The sequence below is a fragment of the Brevibacterium sp. BRM-1 genome (assembly GCF_026802075.1).
GTDB classification, from domain to species: Bacteria; Actinomycetota; Actinomycetes; order Actinomycetales; family Brevibacteriaceae; genus Brevibacterium; species Brevibacterium rongguiense.
Genome location: NZ_CP113788.1, coordinates 2033075 through 2046055 on the forward strand (window position 1 = coordinate 2033075; position 12981 = coordinate 2046055).

The window sequence follows — 12981 nt, forward strand, 5'->3', positions numbered from 1 at the left end:
TCAGCGCAGCCGTGCGGTGAGTTCGGCGGCGGCCGCGCGCACGCGCTCGGCGCTGGCCTCGACCGCCTCGGCGGAATACGCGGAGTCCGGCAGGCACAGCCCCATCCCCGCCACCGGCCGGTCGAGCGCATCGAGGACGGGGGCGCCCACGGTCCAGATGCCGGGGGTGACCTCGCCGCGCTCCAGCGAATAGCCGCGGCGGCGCTCGTGGCCGAGCTCGCCGTTGAGCTCGCGCACCGTCTGCGGGCCGCTGCCCGTGCGGCTGACGAAGGCGCCCTCGCCGGTGAACAGGGCGAGCACCTCGCGCTTGGACAGCTGGGCGAGCATCGCCCGGCCGGTGGCGGTGAGGTAGGCGGGCATGCGCACCCCAGCGGCGGTGATGACGGCCACGGAGCGCACGGCCTGCTCCTTGAGGATGTAGACGGTCTCCCAGCCGCGCAGCACGGACAGCTGGGCCGTGCCGTCGGTGTCCTCGGCCAGCCGTCGGACGATGGGCTGGGCCAGGCGCTGGAGCGGATTCGTGCGCCCGAACGCGCTGCCCAGCTCGGACACGCCGGCGCCCAGCATGTAGCCGCCGGGGGCCTTCGCCACGAAGCCCAGCTCGTCCAAGACGGCGAGCAGCTCGTAGATGCTCGAGCGCGGGATGTCGAGGCCGCGGGCCAGCGCGCCGGCGCTGATGGGGCGGTTCGAACCGGCCAGCTGGCGCAGCAGCGCGATCGCCCGGCGCAGCGCGGGTACGTCGCCCATGCTCAGTCCGCCAGGTCGAAGGCCGCCATCGCCTCCCGGTAGAGCTCGGCGACGGGGCCCAGCGCGGCGTGCTCGCCGTGGGCCGCGACGGTGCGGCCGGCCACGACCACCTCGGCCACGTCCGCCGAGGTGCCGGCCAGCACCGCCTGCTCGCCGCGGCTGCCGATCGTGCGGGCACTGTCCTGGCTCAGCGCGAAGAAGTCCGCAGGGGCGCCCACGCGCAGGCCGCCCCCGTCATGATCGCCCGTCTGCAGGCCGCCCTGATCGAGTCCCAAGGAGCGGGCACCGCCCGAGGTGAGGGCGGCGATGAGCTCAGCGGGGCCGAAGCGGCCGCGCTCGCCGCTGCCCAGGCGCTCGCCGGCCTCCAGGCCGCGCAGCTCCAGGAGCGGATCGAGGACCACGTGCTGGTCCGATCCCAGGGCGAGGACCGCCCCGGCGTCCGCGAGCGCGCGGGCGGGCCCGATCCCGTCGGCCAGGTCCGCCTCCGTCGTGGGGCACATGACGATCGAGGCCACCGCGGCGCCCAGCGCCGCGATGTCCGCCTCGCGCAGGTGGGTCGCGTGGACGGCGGAGAGGCGCGCGTCCAGCACGCCGGCGCGCTCGAGGAGGCCCGTGGGCGTCGTGCCGTAGGCCTCCAGGCACGCCTCGTTCTCCGCGGGCTGCTCCGACAGGTGGACGTGCAGGGGGCCTGTGAGCTGGGAGAACGCGGGCAGGTCCGCGGCGGGCACGGCGCGCACCGAATGGATCGCGGCGCCCAGCGTCACGTGCTCGCAGTCCTGCAGCGCCGCGCCCAGGGCCGCGTGCCGGGCGAGGTAGCCGTCGATGTCGCCGTCGCCGAAGCGGGCCTGCTCGGCGCTCAGCGGCTTGCCGATCCCGCCCGTCAGATAGCAGGTGTCGAGGAGGACGAGCCGGATCCCGGCCTGCTGCGCGGCCCAGGCGAGCGCGCGCTCCATGTCGTGATCCGGGTAGGGGGCGCCGCCCCGGGCGTGGTGGACGTAGTGGAACTCGCCCACCGCGGTGTAGCCGGCCGCGGCCATCTCCGCGAAGACGGCGCGGGCCAGCAGGCCGTAGGAGTCCGGCGTGAGCTGCGCGGCGGCGCGGTACATGACCTGGCGCCAGGTCCAGAACGTGCCGCCGCCTGAGTGCGTGCGGCCCCGCAGCAGCCGGTGGAACGCGTGCGAGTGGGCGTTGACAGCCCCGGGCAGGCTCAGGCCGGGCACGCGGCGGAAGCCTACGGGCGCCTCGGCGGCGGAATCGAGGGCGGCGATCGTGCCGTCCGCGGCCGTCGTGAGCGCCAGGCCCTCGCGGACCTCGCCGCCCGTCCAGGCACGCTCGAGCCAGAAGCCGGCGCCGGGCGCCGCGCTCATGCGCCCAGCTCCGCGGCGAGCACGTCGGCCAGGGCGGCCGCCCCGGCGCGCGCGTCTGCGTCTTCGCAGGCCTCCTCCGGGGCGTGGGAGACGCCCGTGGGATTGCGCACGAAGAGCATGGCCGAGGGCACGTGGGCGGCGAGGATGCCCGCATCGTGGCCGGCGCCCGTGGGCAGGCGCGGGGCCTGCGGGAGCCGGGCGGCCATGCGGTCCGTGAGCTCGGCATCGAAGACGGTGGTGGGCGAGTAGGACTCGCGGGAGGCCTCGAAGCCCACCCCCGCGGCGCCCGCGATGTCGCGGGCGCGGTCGACGATGGCCTGGAGGACCTGGGCGACGACGGCGTCGTCGGCGTGGCGGATGTCGAGCCAGCAGTCCATGGCGGAGGCGATGACGTTCGTGCCGCCGGGGTGGATGCTCGTGCGGCCCACGGTCGCCACGGCGCGGTCGAACCCGGCGGCCAGCCGCGGGATCTCCCCGATGACCGCGCTGCCGGCGGCCACCGGATCCGCGCGGTGGGCCATGGGGGTGGTGCCCGCGTGGTTGCCCTGGCCGGTGAAGCGCAGGCGCCAGCGGCCGTGGCCGATGATCGAGGCGCCCAGGGCCACCGGCTGCCCGGTCTCGATGAGGCCCACGCCCTGCTCCACGTGCAGCTCGATGAACGAGCCGATGCCCGCCAGGCGCTCGGGATCGGGGCCCATGCGGTGCGGGTCGAGGCCGTAGGCGGCGGCGACCTCGGCGAACGTATCGCCTTCGGCGTCCGCGAGGCCCAGCGCGCGCTCGGGTGCGATGGCGCCGGCGATGAGGCGAGAGCCCAGGCACGCGACGCCGAACCGCGAGCCCTCCTCCTCCGGGAACACGGCGAGCGCGAGCGGGCGCGCGGCCCGCTCGAGACGGCCGTCCGCGCGCAGCCGGTCGAGGGCGTCCAGAGCCGAGGCGACGCCCAGCGGACCGTCGAACTGGCCGCCGCCGGGCACGGAGTCCAGGTGGGAGCCGGTCACGACGGCGTTGGGGCCGGGCTGAGTCGCCCACGCCCACGTGATCCCGTTCGCATCGACCTCGACGTCGAGCCCCCGCGCCGCGGCCTCGGCCTCGAACCACTCGCGCAGCTCGCGCTCGATGGGCGAGAACCCGGGGCGCTGGTAGCCGGGGCCGCGGGGGTCGCGGCCCACCTCGCGGATCTGGCCGAGCAGGGAGACGACGTCGGCGCTCATGCGCGCAGTTCCGTGCCGTGGCGGACGGTGCCGTCGGTGTCCGTGAGCGTGTGCGCGAAGGGCCGCACCGCCTCGGCGGCGCCCAGCGCGCGGCCGGAGGCGACGAACTCGACCGCATCGGCGAGCTCTGGGGACAGGAAGCGGTCCGGGCCCGGCCCTTGGACCTGCTCGCGCAGGGCGCCGATGACCGCGCCGGTGACGGGGCCGGGCTCCTCGCTGCGCAGGTCGGCGGCCCGGGCCGCGGCGTAGAGCTCGATGCCGAGCACGCGGGCCAGGCTGTCCACGGCGCGGCGGAGCTTGCGCGCGGCGGCCCAGCCCATGGACACGTGGTCCTCCTGCATGGCCGACGAGGGGATGGAGTCGATGCTGGCCGGGGCCGCGATGCGCTTCATCTCCGAGACGAGGCCGGCCTGGGTGTAGTGGGCGATCATGAGGCCGGAGTCCACCCCGGGGTCATCGGCGAGGAACGCGTTGAGGCCCTGGTTGCGGGCCGGGTCCATGGCGCGGTCGGTGCGGCGCTCGGCGATGGAGGCGAGGTCCGCGGCGACGATGGCGAGGAAGTCCGCGGCGTGGGCCAGCGGGGCGCCGTGGAAGTTGCCGTTGGAGGACACCGTGCCGTCGGGCAGAACAACGGGGTTGTCGATGGCCGAGCGGAGCTCGCGGGCCGCGGTGAGCGCCGCGAACGTCAGCGAATCGCGCGCCGAGCCCGCCACCTGCGGCGAGCAGCGCAGCGAGTAGGCGTCCTGGACCAGGTGGGTCGAGTCCTTGTGGCTGTCCACGATGGGCGAATCGGCGAGCGCGGCGAACATGTTGGCCGCGCTCGCGGCCTGCCCCGGGTGCGGGCGCAGCGGCATGTTGAGGTCCGGCATGAACACGCGGTCCGTGCCCAGCTGCGCCTCGACGCTCATGGCCGCGGTGAGGTCCGCGGTGGAGACGAGCAGCTCCAGGTCGAACAGCGCCATGACGATCATGCCGAGCATGCCGTCGGTGCCGTTGACGAGCGCCAGGCCCTCCTTCTCCCGCAGCTCGACCGGCTCGATGCCCGCCTGTGCGAGCACGGGGCCGGCCTCGACGGCCGTGCCGTCCGGGCCGTGCACGAGCCCCTCGCCCATGAGGACGAGGGCGCACGCGGAGAGCGGCGCGAGGTCGCCGGAGCAGCCCAGCGAGCCGAACTCGTGGACCCACGGCGTGATCCCCGCATTGAGGACGTCCACATACGTCTGCAGCGTCTCCGGCCGGATGCCGGTGCGGCCGGTGGCCAGCGTGCGGATGCGCAGGAGCATGAGGGCACGCACCACCTCGGGCTCCACGGGTTCGCCCACGCCGGCGGCGTGCGAGCGGATGAGGGACTTCTGGAGCTGGGCGCGCATGTCGTGCGGGATGTGGCGCTGGGCCAGCGCGCCGAAGCCGGTGGAGACGCCGTAGACCGGCTTGGGCGCCTCGGCGAGGGCGTCGACGGCGCGGCGGGCGGCGGCGACCTGCTCGCGCACCACGTCGGGGATCTCCACCTTCGCCCCGTGGCGGGCGACGGCGATGACGTCGGCGAAGGTCAGGGCGTCGGGGTCGAGTGCGACGGTGGCGGTCATGCGTTCTCCTCGGGGGCTGCGGGCGACATGTACGGGCTGGGGTTGGCGGCGATGAGGGAGCCGGCGCGGTAGACCTGCGCGATCTGCTGGACGCCGGGACGGTAGGCGAGGTAGCGGTAGCCGGGGGCGTCGAGGACGGCGAAGTCCGCCCGCGCTCCGGGCGTGAGGCGGCCGATGTCGGTGCGGCGCAGGGCGGCCGCACCGCCGGCGGTGGCGGCCCAGAGCGCCTGCTCGACGGTGAAGTGCATGTCCCGCACGGCGATCGCGATGCAGAACGGCAGGGAGCTGGAGAACCCGGAGCCCGGGTTGCAGTCGCTGGCGATGGCCACGGTGACCCCGGCGGCGAAGTAGCGGCGGGCGTCCGGGTAGGGCTGGCGGGTGGAGAACTCGATGGAGGGCAGCAGGGTCGCGACGGTGCCGGCGGCGGCCAGCGCCGCGAGGTCCTCATCGGAGGCGAACGTCGCGTGGTCCGCAGACGCCGCTCCGTGAGCGGCCGCGAGCTTGAGCGCTCCGCCGGCGGTGAGCTGGTTGGCGTGCAGGCGCGGGAGCAGCCCCGCCTGCGCGCCCGCGGTGAGCAGGCGGTCCGTCTGCTCCTCCGTGAAGGCGCCCCGCTCGCAGAACACGTCGATCCAGCGCACTCCGCGCTCCGCGGCCGCGGGAATGAGCCGGTCGATGATGAGGTCCACGTAGCCGTCCGGGTCCTCCGCGTACTCCGGGGGCACCACGTGGGCGGCCATGAGGGTCGTCTCCGGGCTGTAGCGGACGGCGATGTCGAGCTGGCGCAGCTCGTCGTCCACCGTGAGGCCGTAACCGGACTTGATCTCCAGTGTCGTGGTTCCCGAGTGCTCCGCCTGGGCGATGAGCCGGGTGAGGTTGTCTTCGAGCTCCTGGTCGGAGGCCTTACGGGTGGCATCGACGGTCGAGCGGATGCCGCCGGCAGAGTACTCGCTGCCGGCCATGCGCGCGGCGAACTCCTCCGAGCGGTCGCCGGCGAAGAGCGGGTGGCTGTGGCTGTCGACGAAGCCCGGGATGACTGCGCGGCCGCGGGCCCGGACCACCTGGTCCACCGGCTGTGCGGCGGCCTCCGAGGCGGGGCCCACCCACGCGACGATGCCGTCCTCTGCGATGAAGGCGGCATCGTGGCAGACGCCCAGCAGATCGTCGGCCTCCGGGTCGTTGGTCACGAGCTCGGAGATATCGGTGACGAGAACTCTCACGTGGCGGCTCCTGGGCGGCGGTCGAGGGGCGGGCAGGGTCGGACTGGTGGGGCTCGGTCCTACGGAGCCGGGGCCCGCGGGAAGCGGCCTGGCGGGCCGCCGCGCGGCGGGGGCGCGTGCTGTCCTCCAGTATGGGCGGGGCCGGTGACACGGGCCATCCCACTGGGCCCAGTGTCACCCGGCACACGGGCGGGGCGGTGGAGGCGCCTCGGCGATCCATCCGAAATATCGGACACCGCGGGCTCGGGGCTTTGGGCCCCTTCCTGCCCAACCCGGTTCAGGGGCCGCCGAGGCCCGGGCCCGCCCCGAACACGCCTCGGTCACCGCAGCGGCCCCCGGGATAGTGTGGCTACTGGTTCGCATTCCCCTCCCTTCCACCTCGGAGTCGACGATGACACGCACACAGGGACCACTGGCCGGCATCCGCGTGCTGGAGCTCGCCTCGATCGGGCCCGGGCCCCACGCCGCGATGCTGCTGGCAGACCTCGGGGCGGACGTCGTGCGGGCCGACCGACCGGCCAGCGCCCGCAGCAGTCTCGAAGACGACGCCTCTGCCGGGCAGTGGCTGCTGCGCGGGCGCCGCTCGATCGCCCTCGACCTCAAGGCGCCGGCCGACCTCGCCACGGCGCTGGACCTCGCCGCCCGCGCCGATGTCCTCATCGAGGGCTACCGGCCCGGAGTGGCCGAGCGGCTGGGAATCGGGCCCGACGAATGCCTGGCGCGCAACCCCCGGCTGGTCTACGGCCGCATGACGGGCTGGGGCCAGGAGGGTCCCCGCGCCCAGCAGGCCGGGCACGACATCAACTACCTCGCGCTCACCGGCGGGCTCTTCACGACCGGCCGCGCGGGCGAGCGGCCCGTGCCGCCGCTGAACATGGTCGCCGATGTGGCCGGCGGGTCCATGATGCTGGCGCTCGGCGTGGTCTCCGCCCTCGTCGAGCGCGCCACCACGGGCAGGGGGCAGGTGGTGGACGCCGCGATGGTCGACGGCACGCCCGCGGCCATGCAGATGATCTGGTCGCTGCGGGGGCAGGGGCGCTGGTCGGACGCCCGCGGCGGCAACCTCCTCGACGGCTCCAACCCCAGCTACGACACCTATGAGTGCGCCGGCGGCGGCTACGTGGCGGTGGGCGCGCTCGAGCCCCAGTTCTACGCCCAGCTGCTCGCGGGCCTCGGGCTCGAGGCGGACCGGATCCCGGACCGGGCGGACCCGCAGCAGTGGCCGGCGCTGCGCGAGGTGTTCGCCGCGCGGTTCGCCCAGCGCAGCCGCGACGAGTGGGCCCGCGTGTTCGAGGGCACGGACGCGTGCGTCACGCCCGTCCTCACCCTCGCCGAGGCGCGGGCCGAGCCGCACATGGCCCATCGCGGCTCGATCGTCGTGCGAGACGGCGTGGAGCAGGGTGCCCCGGCGCCGCGCTTCTCCGCCCACCCGGGCCCGCGGCCCACGCCCGCTCCCCCGCGCCCCGACGCGGACCGGGTGGCGGTGCTGGCCGAGTGGCTGGGCACCGAGGCACCCTCCGAGTCATCCAAGGCGCCTTCCGAGTCGTCCGAGGCCCACGGGTAGTCGCCATCAGAAGCGCTTTCCCTGTGGAAGGAGCCCCCATGTCCAACATCCTGGTGCTCGGCGCAAGCGGTCAGATCGCGCGCCTGGCCATCCCCATGCTCGCGGAGCGCGGCGAGCGGCTCACCCTGTTCGCCCGGAGCGCGTCGCGCGTGAGCGCGCCCGTCGGCGCCACGGTCATCGAGGGCGATGTGCTCGATCGCGCGGTCCTCGCACAGGCGCTCCAGGGCCAGGACGCGGTCTACGCCAACCTGGGCGGCAATGTCGACGAACAGGCGGCGATCCTAGTCGAGGCCATGGGCGCCGCCGGGGTCTCGCGCCTCGTCTTCGTCCTGTCGCTGGGCATCTACCACGAGCTGCCCCAGCCGTTCGAGGCGTGGAACGAGCAGATGATCGGGAGCGCACTGCCGGCCTACCGGCGGGCCGCCGACACCATCGAGGCCTCCGACCTCGACTACACACTGGTGCGCCCGGCGTGGCTGACCGACGCCGACGAGATCGACTACGAGCTCACCCAGCGCGGCGAGCAGTTTGCCGGCACCGAGGTCTCGCGCGCCTCGGTCGCGGCGTTCATCACCGAGGTGCTGGCGGAGCCCGGCGCTCACTCGCGCGCGAGCGTCGGCATCGACAAGCCGGGAACGGACGGCCCCAAGCCGGCCTGGTACTGACCGGCCGGGCCACGCGCTCAGCTCCGGCGGCGGCCCAGGAGGACCGTGACAGTGCCCGCACCGATGAGCAGGAGCGCCAGCCCCATGGTGCTGGCCACGCTCGCACCGGTCCGGGGCAGGGAGCCGGGGCCCCGGGGCCCGTTGCCGTTGTCGTCGTCGTCTCCATCGTCCGACGGGTCATCACCGTGACCGGGCGGCGGCGCGGCGTGCGAGGACGAGGGCGCCGGCGCGGCGCTCGACGTCGTGGCGCTCGTCGTCGTGGCGGAGCCCGAGGGCTCGGGGGTGCTGGGGAACGTCGGCGGGACCGTGAAGGTGGGCGGTGCCATGGGACCGGGGTCCGAGGTCTGCGTCGCAGACGGGTCGTCCGTGGGCGTGGGCCCGTCCGTGGGGGTCGCGGACGAGCTTGCCGAGGAGGAATCACTGGGCTCGGGCTCGGATGGGGTTACCGAGGCGCTCGCCGACGAGGAATCACTGGGCTCAGGCTGCGAAGGTGTCACCGTCGTGCTCGCTGACGAGGGACCACTCGGCTCCGGTTCCGAGGGGATCGGCGCTGTGGTCGTCGGAGGGGCTCCGGGTATGACGGCTCCATTTGCACCGAATCTGGCCACCTGCGATTCGTTGCCGGATTCCTGCGGCAGGCGAACCTCCACCCTCACGGTGTGGATATCACCCGGTTTCCCAGTGATATCCACGCCCTGGCCGATCTGCCACACGTTCGGAGCACCTTCATATGGCTGCTGTGAGGCGAACGCATCGCCCAAACGCACTTCACCCTGGTCTTCACCGTCTACGAAAACCCGGAAGAGGAGATCGCTGGGATTTCCCCTCGTCGCCCCCAGGTCCTTGGGGTTCGCACTCATGAGGGCACGGAACTCCTGCGGGTTCTTCGTCTCGTTCTTGATCTTCAGATCGAGTACCAACGGCTTCCCGCCGGGAGAAAGGTCCTCACCGCTCACCGACCACGGCACAGCGTCGTCGAACGCAACCACCCCATACGCACCAGTGTCCTCATCGAAGTACGTCACCTCCGAGTTCGCGATGCCCACCGCTGCCAGCGCGACCCCCGGGGCAAGGGCGAGTGCGCACACCACCAGGAAGGCGGAAAGCAGCGCAGCAATCCGACGCGCGGTCTTCAGCGGTACGGGTGGCAGTGTCACGGGCTGCAGTATCACGGGGGCTCCACACAATCGGATAAAACGCGGTCCGTCTACCGTAACAATGGACCTCAGTGATGTCTGCCGCCAGCGAAGGACCCCCATCACACGCCGCTCAGCGCGGTGCCGTGCTGCCCCGCCCCTCCTCGGCGATGCTCAGCGCGGTTGCGCCCGCCGCGACCGCGGCGCGCTCCGGGGCGGACGCGTACGCCCGCCTGCCCAGTACCGCATCGCACACCGCGCTGAGGCCGATTCCCGCGGTGCGCACCGCCGGCGAGCCCGCGGCCGCGGCCGCGCGGCCGATGATGCGGCCCAGCCCGGCGGCCGCAAACGCCGCAGCAGCGCCCCGCGCCCCGCGCGAGTCGCCCTCCTCGAGGCTGTCCGCGACGACGAGCGCCGCAACCCCGGCCGAACCCGCATCGGCCACCGCGCGCACCGCGCCGCCGCCCAGGCGACCGGTTCCCGCGATCGGGGTGCGAATCCCCGCGCTGCGGCGCACCGCCGCGGCGAGGAGCCCACTGAGACCCGCCGTCGTGCCCGCAGCGGCGGCGGAGACTCCCAGCACTCGGCTCCAGCGCCGCGTGTCCAGGTCTTCGACCGCGGCGCGCACGGCCTCGCGGAACGTGAGGTTTCCCCCGGGCGGCGTGCCGACGAGGCCCTCGAGGTCGCGCTCCTTGACCACCGTGGTGTTGAGCAGGCTCCCGATGAGGTGGCGCGCCATGCCGCTGCGCACGGGCGTGATAAGCCCGATCCAGTGCGCGGCAAGGCCCGGAGTGGTGACCGGCGCGGTGAGCACCAGGCGCGGCAGCAGTCCCACGGCCTTCGCGTACTCCTGCATCATCTGGGCGTACTCGAGCGTGTCCGGTCCCCCGATGTCGAATGCGCGGTTGACCTCTGCCGGCAGCTCCGCCGCGGAGGCCAGGTAGAACATCGCATCGCGCACGGCGATGGGGGTGATGCGGTTGCGGATCCACCGCGGTCCGATCGCACCCGGCAGGCGCTCGGAGAGACTGCGCAGCATCGTGAAGGACGCCGAGCCGTCGCCCAGCACCACGCCGGCCTGCAGCACGGCGGTGGGAACGGCGCAGTCGAGCAGGATCCGCCCCACCGCGGTGCGCGACGCGAGGTGCTCGGAGAGCTCCTCGTCATCCGGATGCAGGCCGGCCAGGTAGACGATCCGGTCGATGCCGGCGGTCTCCGCCGCCCGCGCGAACGTCCGCGCCATGGCCGTTTCCTCGGCCATGAGGTCGGCGGCGGATCCCATGGAGTGCAGCAGATACCACGCAGCGCTCGTGCCCTCCATGGCCGCGGCGACATCGTCGAACTCGGAGGCGTCGCCCTCGCAGACCTCGACCTCCCCGGCGCCGGCCCGCTGGCCCTGGGCGACGATCGCCTCCGCCCACGGCATGGACTCGGCCTTCCCCCGACTGCGCGAGAGCGTCCGCACGGCCCAGCCGCGCCGCAGCAGCTCTCCCACCAGCGTACCGCCCACGTAGCCCGTGGCTCCGGTGACGAGCGCACGGCGCGGCTGGTCACCGGCCTGCTCGGCGCTCCCGGCTGTTGCGCGCTCCTGGCTTCGTGCGGCGCCCGCCCGGGCGCGGGCTTCACTGCGCCCCTGTTCCGGTCCCACCATGTCTCCTCCACTCGGTCGTCGAGGCGCCGCCCGACCGCACGCCGCCGACCCCAGTCTAGGGTCGCGGGCCACCGCCCACACCGGAATTCCGGCCAGCCTCCTTGCCGCCATCGCAGGCGATCCCGCACCCGAGCGGGCTGCGCCGCCGCCCGCGCGCCTTGTATGCTGGCGGTGCGCCGCTGCCGCATCACCGCGGGCGAGTCGACCGGCCCGCCCCGCTCCGGCGCGACTCGATGAACGGAGAACACCGTGGCTGACACGAACACGCTCGATCAGGCAGACGTCGTCGACATCCTCAAGCGCGCGGGCTACCTCATGCTCACGACGGCCGGCGAGGGCGGCAAGCTCCTCTCGCACCCGATGTCCCCCCAGCAGGTCACCGATGACGCCGATGTCTGGTTCTTCGTGGGCCTGCAGGGCGACCAGGCCGTCGCCCTGCGCAAGGACCCGCACGTCAATCTCGCCATCTCCGAGGCGGGCAACTGGCTCTCCGTCTCCGGCCAGGTGCAGTTCGTCGACGACCAGGCGAAGATCGACGAGCTGTGGAACGACGAGGCGGGCGCCTACTTCGAGGGCGGCCGCCAGGATCCGAACCTGGGCCTCATGAAGGTCATCACCGACTCCGCCCAGCACTGGGGCATGACCGGGGGCAAGCTCTCCGCCGTGGCCCAGATGGTCAAGGCCAAGGTCACCGGCGACCGCCCCGGCGGTGGGAGCGCCACCACCGAGCTGTGAGGCAGCCGCCCACCGGCCGGCGCCGCGCGGAGACCGGCGGCGCGGCCGGTGCGGCGGCGTCGGGTGAGCACGCGCCGCCCGCCTCGCGCGCGCCCGCGTGGCGCTGGCTCGTCCCCGTGGCGCTGGCCGCCGCGGGGCTGTTCGCCGCCGGCCGCGCCCCCAGCGGGGGCGGTGTCTTCATGGCCGCCAGCTGCGCGGTCGCGGTGGTCTACACCATTGCCTGGTGGCTCTGGGGCTGCCCGCGCAGGACGCTTCGCGCGCATCGCCTCGGCCGCGACGCGCTGCGGGGCCTGGCCTGGGGCGCGGGCCTCGCCGCCGTCTTCGCCGCAGGCGCGCTGGCCGTGCGGGGCATCCCGCTGCTCGCCGGCCCCGTGGCCCACCTGCTCGAGCACGCCACGGCCGGGCACCTCCTGCCCGTCGCCATCATCACCGCCCTCAGCGGGATCGCCGAGGAGCTGTTCTACCGCCGCACGGCCCTCCTCCTCCTGCCGGGCCGCTTCCGCACCCGCGCGCTCGTCTCCCTGGGGCTCTACATGGCGGTCTCCGCCACCATGGGAGTCCCGCTGCTCGTGTTCGCGGCAGCCGCGCTGGGTGCCGCCGCCACCGCCGAGGCGCGCCGGACCGGGTCGCTCACCTCGCCGATCGTCATGCACCTCGTGTGGTCGCTGGCCATGCTCATGGCGCTGCCCGCCCTCCTCCAGGCGGTGTGAGCGCCATGCCGGATAGCACGTCGCGCCACGCCGACCCGAGCGGCGACTCCCCCACGGACGACGAGAAGTTCTTCACCGTGCGCGGCCGCCGCTGGCGGCGGACCGACCCCGCCCTCGCCGCCGAGGTGGTCGAGCAGCTGAAGTCGCACCTCGGGCGGGGCAGATCCGGTGTGCGGGCCGGGACGAAGGCGCAGGACACCGAGGCCGTTGCCGCCGCCCGGCGCACGGTGGGCCTTGCCAAGCACGGCCTGGGCGAGCGCGGAGCCCCCTGGTGGGAGCTGTCCGAACAGGACAGGCACGCCCGGGCCGCGGACGCGCTTGCCGCCCTCGAGGGGGATGAGGCGGCCGCCGGGCGGGTGTTCGGCGGTGGTGATCGCGGGTAGGCTCGCCCA

At 74.2% G+C, this 12981-nt stretch carries 12 protein-coding genes; 5 read left to right on the top strand and 7 right to left on the bottom strand.

Features of this window, described 5'->3' with window-relative positions:
* Genes BRM1_RS08880 through hutI form a run of 5 tightly spaced genes read right to left on the bottom strand, consistent with a single transcriptional unit; the run spans nucleotide 1 to nucleotide 6128 of the window.
* Entirely contained in the window at nucleotides 1–747 is a 747-nt protein-coding gene (locus tag BRM1_RS08880; RefSeq protein WP_268525288.1) for an IclR family transcriptional regulator, read from the bottom strand.
* A gap of 2 nt (nucleotides 748–749) precedes the next feature.
* The gene (locus BRM1_RS08885; RefSeq protein WP_160952320.1) at nucleotides 750–2114 is read right to left on the bottom strand and encodes a formimidoylglutamate deiminase; all 1365 of its coding nucleotides are present in this window, start codon (nucleotides 2112–2114) and stop codon (nucleotides 750–752) included.
* Entirely contained in the window at nucleotides 2111–3325 is a 1215-nt protein-coding gene (locus BRM1_RS08890; protein WP_268525291.1) for an allantoate amidohydrolase, read from the bottom strand. The genes BRM1_RS08885 and BRM1_RS08890 overlap by 4 nt, the downstream gene beginning before the upstream one ends.
* On the bottom strand, nucleotides 3322–4911 hold the full coding sequence (hutH, locus tag BRM1_RS08895; protein ID WP_268525293.1) for a histidine ammonia-lyase: 1590 nt from the start codon (nucleotides 4909–4911) through the stop codon (nucleotides 3322–3324). The genes BRM1_RS08890 and hutH overlap by 4 nt, the downstream gene beginning before the upstream one ends.
* Nucleotides 4908–6128 carry an imidazolonepropionase gene (gene hutI, locus BRM1_RS08900; RefSeq protein ID WP_268525295.1) on the bottom strand — a complete coding sequence of 407 codons (1221 nt, stop codon included), beginning with the start codon at nucleotides 6126–6128 and terminating at the stop codon, nucleotides 4908–4910. The genes hutH and hutI overlap by 4 nt, the downstream gene beginning before the upstream one ends.
* 391 nt (nucleotides 6129–6519) lie before the next feature.
* Here hutI and BRM1_RS08905 point away from each other — a divergent pair, with 391 nt between their 5' ends.
* Nucleotides 6520–7692, top strand: a complete 1173-nt coding sequence (locus BRM1_RS08905) for a CaiB/BaiF CoA transferase family protein (RefSeq protein WP_326956727.1) — start codon at nucleotides 6520–6522, stop codon at nucleotides 7690–7692.
* A 38-nt stretch (nucleotides 7693–7730) separates the two neighbouring features.
* On the top strand, nucleotides 7731–8357 hold the full coding sequence (locus BRM1_RS08910) for an SDR family oxidoreductase (RefSeq protein ID WP_268525297.1): 627 nt from the start codon (nucleotides 7731–7733) through the stop codon (nucleotides 8355–8357).
* A 17-nt stretch (nucleotides 8358–8374) separates the two neighbouring features.
* On the opposite strand, the gene BRM1_RS08915 is transcribed toward BRM1_RS08910, so the two are convergent.
* Complete coding sequence (locus tag BRM1_RS08915; RefSeq protein ID WP_268525299.1) at nucleotides 8375–9514, bottom strand: hypothetical protein; 1140 nt, start codon at nucleotides 9512–9514, stop codon at nucleotides 8375–8377.
* Nucleotides 9515–9626: 112 nt separating this feature from the next.
* Complete coding sequence (locus BRM1_RS08920) at nucleotides 9627–11141, bottom strand: NAD(P)H-binding protein (protein ID WP_268525301.1); 1515 nt, start codon at nucleotides 11139–11141, stop codon at nucleotides 9627–9629.
* Between the two features lie 252 nt (nucleotides 11142–11393).
* Between BRM1_RS08920 and BRM1_RS08925 the strand changes: the two genes are divergently transcribed.
* From BRM1_RS08925 to BRM1_RS08935, 3 genes are read left to right on the top strand one after another with little or no spacing between them, the layout of a single operon-like run.
* Entirely contained in the window at nucleotides 11394–11879 is a 486-nt protein-coding gene (locus BRM1_RS08925; RefSeq protein ID WP_268525302.1) for a pyridoxamine 5'-phosphate oxidase family protein, read from the top strand.
* Nucleotides 11876–12589: a CPBP family glutamic-type intramembrane protease gene (locus BRM1_RS08930; RefSeq protein WP_160952327.1), complete on the top strand. Its 714-nt coding sequence runs from the start codon at nucleotides 11876–11878 to the stop codon at nucleotides 12587–12589. Before BRM1_RS08925 ends, BRM1_RS08930 begins: the two co-directional genes overlap by 4 nt.
* Before the next feature lie 5 nt (nucleotides 12590–12594).
* Entirely contained in the window at nucleotides 12595–12972 is a 378-nt protein-coding gene (locus BRM1_RS08935; RefSeq protein ID WP_268525304.1) for a biopolymer transporter Tol, read from the top strand.
* Nucleotides 12973–12981: the final 9 nt, after the last annotated feature.

Coding starts and splice junctions, on each gene's coding strand:
- BRM1_RS08890 (WP_268525291.1), bottom strand. CDS start 3,325: ATGAGCGCCGACGTCGTCTCCCTGCTCGGCCAGATCCGCGAGGTGGGC.
- BRM1_RS08880 (WP_268525288.1), bottom strand. CDS start 747: ATGGGCGACGTACCCGCGCTGCGCCGGGCGATCGCGCTGCTGCGCCAG.
- BRM1_RS08935 (WP_268525304.1), top strand. CDS start 12,595: ATGCCGGATAGCACGTCGCGCCACGCCGACCCGAGCGGCGACTCCCCC.
- hutH (WP_268525293.1), bottom strand. CDS start 4,911: ATGACCGCCACCGTCGCACTCGACCCCGACGCCCTGACCTTCGCCGAC.
- BRM1_RS08885 (WP_160952320.1), bottom strand. CDS start 2,114: ATGAGCGCGGCGCCCGGCGCCGGCTTCTGGCTCGAGCGTGCCTGGACG.
- BRM1_RS08905 (WP_326956727.1), top strand. CDS start 6,520: ATGACACGCACACAGGGACCACTGGCCGGCATCCGCGTGCTGGAGCTC.
- BRM1_RS08910 (WP_268525297.1), top strand. CDS start 7,731: ATGTCCAACATCCTGGTGCTCGGCGCAAGCGGTCAGATCGCGCGCCTG.